This window comes from Phenylobacterium sp. (assembly GCF_028290885.1).
Lineage (GTDB): Bacteria > Pseudomonadota > Alphaproteobacteria > Caulobacterales > Caulobacteraceae > Phenylobacterium.
In genome coordinates this window covers 1-4,482 of record NZ_JAQGIZ010000024.1, presented here as the reverse complement: position 1 = coordinate 4,482, position 4,482 = coordinate 1, and the positions used below count along the sequence as shown (strand labels likewise).

The 4,482-nt window shown below is 73.3% G+C and carries 3 protein-coding genes; 2 read left to right on the top strand and 1 reads right to left on the bottom strand.

The features are described from left to right. Positions 1 to 1,956 (bottom strand): hypothetical protein (locus JWP28_RS01865; RefSeq protein WP_299539362.1); only part of this gene is annotated, 1,956 nt, incomplete at its 3' end. A 78-nt stretch (positions 1,957 to 2,034) separates the two neighbouring features. On the opposite strand from JWP28_RS01865, the gene JWP28_RS01860 reads away from it, so the two are divergent. Both JWP28_RS01860 and JWP28_RS01855 read left to right on the top strand, forming a co-directional pair. Then, positions 2,035 to 3,081, top strand: coding sequence for a hypothetical protein (locus JWP28_RS01860; RefSeq protein WP_299539360.1), 1,047 nt, complete (start codon positions 2,035 to 2,037; stop codon positions 3,079 to 3,081). Positions 3,082 to 3,092: 11 nt separating this feature from the next. Beyond that, a partial coding sequence (locus JWP28_RS01855; protein ID WP_299539358.1) for a hypothetical protein occupies positions 3,093 to 4,482 on the top strand: 1,390 nt, incomplete at its 3' end.

Below are 4,482 nucleotides of genomic sequence, written 5' to 3'. Positions count from 1 at the left end.
CCGGCCCTCCAGGAGGTCGACCGTCAGCGCGCTGAACGCCAGGTCGTAGAGCTGCGGCTTGCGTTGCGCGCGCGCCAGGCCCGCCAGGCCGCCGCTTTCCAGCGCCGCGGCCAGCGCATCCTCGCCGGTCAGGACCAAGCCGTGGCCGGTCTCCTCCACGAAGGCCGCCACATTGCCGCTGTCGGGCCCGGTGATCACCGCCGCGCCACCCGCCACCGCCTCGTAGGCCGTGAAGGAGAAGGTTTCGCGGCAAAGCGGCCAGATCAACACCGCGTCCACCTCGTGCCGCTCGATCGCCTCCTGCATCGCCCGCGGCCGGTCTTCGGTGACGGTGACCTTGTGGAATTCCAGCGGCAGGCCGGCCTCAGTGCGGCCGCCCAGATGGATGAAGTGATAGCGCGGGTCCCCGGCATGCCTGGCCACCAGGTCGCGGAAGATCTCCCAGCCCTTGTGGGCGGCCGGCATGCCGGCGTAGGCGATCCTGAGCGGCCGGTCGGCGGGCGCGACGGGCGCCGGCCCGCGCTCCACCAGGCGGGCGTGCGGCAGTATCACCTGGCCGGCGGTCGGATAGGCCGAGCTCGCCCTCCAGAGGTCGAGCGTCGTCCGGGCGGGGCTGACCACGGTGAGCGACAGCCGCTCGAAGAGCCGCTGATGCTCGGCGATGTGCCGCGCCCGCCAGGGGCCGTAGACGCAGATGCCGCAGGCCGGGCTTTCCGGCGGCGGCGCCGAGCAGTCCTCCACGTCGTTGCGCAGCAGGTGGTAGCCGGCGCAGAGGCTGGCGAAGTCGTGCAGCCAGAAGTAGCCGGCCCTCAGGCCCGCGGCGGCCAGGATGTCCACCGTCTCGCCGGCGCTGTGGCCGAGCAGGCTGTGGATCGCGAAGCTCCGCTGGCCGGCCTTCACCGCGCCCGCCGCCTTGCCGACCGCGCCCGCGATGGTCTTCGGCGCAAAGACACCCACCGCCTCGCTGTTCAGCAGCACGCCCAGGTGGCCCGGCTCGCCGCGCACCCGGACCACCGGCCAGGGCTTCACGGGAAAGAGGTGCAGGTGGTCGCGGCCGAGCGCAGCGATCCGCGCGCCCTCGCGCTGCAGGCAAAGTTGCACCCCGCCGGTGTTGGCCGTGTAGTCGTCGTGGCTGAAGGTGATGTGCAGGTCGGCCAGGCCGGTCCGCGCGCCGGCCAGCTCCTTGGCGAGGCTCGCCGCCGTCGCCAGCTTCACCCGCGCCGAGGCCCGCGCCACGGCCTTCACCCGCGTCTCGATCGGGACCAGCCGCTTGATGATCTCGTAGCGGAATCCGAGTTCGGTGCGCCCGGTCCGCCCCTCGGCCCGCCCGGCGCTCAGGAAGTGGACGAACGGATTGATGTCCGCTTCGGCGATGTCCGGATAACTCTCCAGGTAGTCCTTCACCGAGAAGCTGGCGTTGGGGTCGCGACCCTCGCGCCAACCGCTGGCCAGGAAGTGGTCCAGCGGATCGACGCCGGTCTTGGCCACGTCGGGGCTGGCGTCCAGGTAGAAGGCCGCGTCGAACTCGGCAGCCGCCAGTACGCGCTCGCGGTGGCGCGCGGCGGCTTCTTCGGCGACCGCGTCGGCCGCCTGGCCGTCGGCGGTCAGCGATTCGAAGTCCCACGCCGGCTCCTGGCCCCGCCGCGCCCGGCGCAGCAGGTAGTCGTCGGCCAGCGCCGAGCGGACGATCTCGCGCCCCTCGCGCCGGCCGAGCGTCAGGTAGTGGTGCAGCGGGTTCCAGCCGGCCTTCACGACCTCCGGATTGGCCTCGACGTAGGCGCGCGTGGAGAACCACGGCGCCGGGTCGCGGCCTTCGCGCCAGCCGCTCAGCAGATAGTGGCGGATCGGGTCGAGGCCGCTCTCCGCCAGGTCCGGATTGACCGCCCGGTAGAAGGCGCCGTCCACCGCCGTGGAGATCACCCGATGGACCTCGTCAACTCGGGCCATGACGGCCATGCGGCGTAAATTCCTGTGCGGCGGCGCAGGCTGTGTGCAACAGAAGGCCGGAGCGATCAACCGGCGCAGAGCCCCTAGATGACGACGACCAAGGCCGCCCCAAAGAGCGTCGGAGCCCCGGATCGCAGCGCCTATCTGGTGCTGGGCATGCACCGCTCGGGCACCTCGGCGGTGACCCAGGTGCTGGCCCTGGCCGGCGCCTCCCTGCCCGAGAACGTGATGGCCGGCGACGAGCACAACGCCAAGGGCTACTTCGAGCCCTGGAAGATCGCCATCCTCAACGACGGGCGCCTGCGGGCCGGCGGGGCGGCCTGGGACGACGTCTTCGCCTTCCCGTTCAAACCGCTGGCGACCAAGGCCGAGCGCAGCTGGCTGAACCGCGCCGCGGCCCTGTTCGAGGAGGAATACGGCGAGGTCCGCTATCCGCTGCTGAAGGACCCGCGGGTCACCGTGCTGATGCCCTTCTGGCGCACGGCGCTGGCCGACCTGGAGGTGGGTGCGCGCTGCGTGATCCCGGTGCGCCACCCGCTGGCGGTGGCCGGCTCGCTGGCCCGCCGCAACGGCTTTGCGCCCGAGAAGTCGGTGCTGCTGTGGAGCGCCTACATGCTGGCCGCAGAGGCCTACACCCGCGACCTGCCGCGCGCCTTCGTGAGCTACGACGGCCTGCTCGGCGACTGGCGGGCCGAGGTGGCCCGCATCGAGGCCGCCCACGGCGCACCCCTGCCGAAGATGACCGACGCGGCGGCCAGGGCCGTCGACCGCTTCCTCTCCCCCGAGCTGCGCCACAACGACGGCGAGGCGGGGCTGAAGGACCTCGGCTGGGCCGGGGCGATCGCGGCCCAGGTGCTGGACTGGTTCGAGGCCGCTTCGACGGGGCCTGCGCCCGACGCCGGCGCGCTCGACGGCGCGGCGGCCGACCTCGCCCGCCGGAGCCAGGACGTCGGCGTGCTGGTCTCGCCGGTGACGCGCGACCTCGACGCGGCCCGTGCGGAACTGCTCGACCTTCGCCAGCGGCTGACGTTCGAACAGGGCCAGACGCAACGGCTGGGGGCCGAGGTCGAGGCGCTCCGCCGCGAGGCCGCGCTCGCCGCCGCGCGGCTCGACTCCATCCTGGCCGACAGCTGAGTCCAGGCGGCGTGACCAGCCCCACCGACCCCGCGGCCCTCATCGAGCGCCGCCGCGCCGCACAGGCCGAGCGCACGCGGGTGGCGGAGGAACGGTGGACGCAGTTCCAGGCCGCGAACCGCCAGCGCTACGGCGCGCGGGCCGTGCGCCGGCTGCAGCCCGCCGCGGCTCGCCTGCTGGCGCGCGCCAAGTCGCCGGGGCGCATCCTGCTCCTGTCGCGATCCGGGCTCTGGGAGGCCGATCTCGAGGTCAGCCTCGGCTCCACTCCTGGCCCGACGGTCGCGCTGGCCGACTATGTGCGGGCCGGGCCCGATCCTGCGGCCCAGCCACGCGCCCTCTTTGACCAGAGCTGGTATCTCAAGCATGCGCCGGCGCTACCGGGCAGCCGGTGGCCGCTGCTGGCGCACTACCTGGTGGTCGGCGACGGCCACAACCTCAGCCCGCATCCGCTGCTGGATGCTCCGGCCTATCGCGCCCGGCACGGGGCGAAGATGAGCGCCGGGCAAATGACCGCGCTGGAGCACTTCCTGTTCGAAGGCGCGGCGGACGGCGCCAACCCCCACCCGCTGTTCGACGTGAGATTCTATGTCGGCCAGTGCGACGAGCTGGCGGTCTCCGGCGAGAACCCGCTGGTCCATTACCTGCGCGCCGGCTGGCGCGAGGGGTTGGAGCCGCATCCGCTGTTCGCTGGCGACTGGTATCTGGAGCGGAACCCCGAGGCCCGGGCCGCGGGCGTCGCCCCGCTCCTCGACTATGTCACCACCGGCGCTGCGGAGGGCCTGAGCCCCCATCCGCTGTTCGACGCCGCCTGGTACCGCAGACAGCGCCGCGGCCTCCTGGGCGGCGACCCGCTGAGCGACTTCCTGGCCGCCGGCGGCCGCGCGCTGAAGAGCCCGAGCCCCGACTTTCAGCCCGCCTACTACCTGGAACAGGAAGGCGGCTCTCCGCAGGCCCGCGCCAACCCGTTGCTGCACTATCTGACGGTGGGCGCGCACGAAGGGCTTTGGCCGGCGCCGGACTTCGATGAAGCCGGCTACTTCGCGGCCCACCTGGACGCTGCCGAAACCCCGCTCAGTGCGCTCGAACACTGGACCCGCCACCGCACCGCACGCCCCGCCGCAGGCGCACCGGCCGGCCGCGCAGTCTCCGCCGAGGCGCTGTTCGACGACCTGCGCCGCGCGGGTACGCCCGATCCGGACGCTTACGACAACGCCGCCTACGCCGCCCTGCGCCAGCCCCGCGCCAGCCCCGAGCCGCGCGAACCGGTGCGGGTCGTCGCGATCCGGCGGACCGCCGCGCCTGACTGGGTCGCGGTCGCCAGGGCGCTGCCGAACTTCCGCGGCCACCTGCAGCCGCGCCTGCCCGCCGACGGCTTCGCCGACCCCGCCGACCCGGCAGCTT

Bases quoted from the DNA above. Each gene is read 5' to 3' on its own strand.
- JWP28_RS01860 (WP_299539360.1), top strand. From the start codon at position 2,035: ATGACGACGACCAAGGCCGCCCCAAAGAGCGTCGGAGCCCCGGATCGC.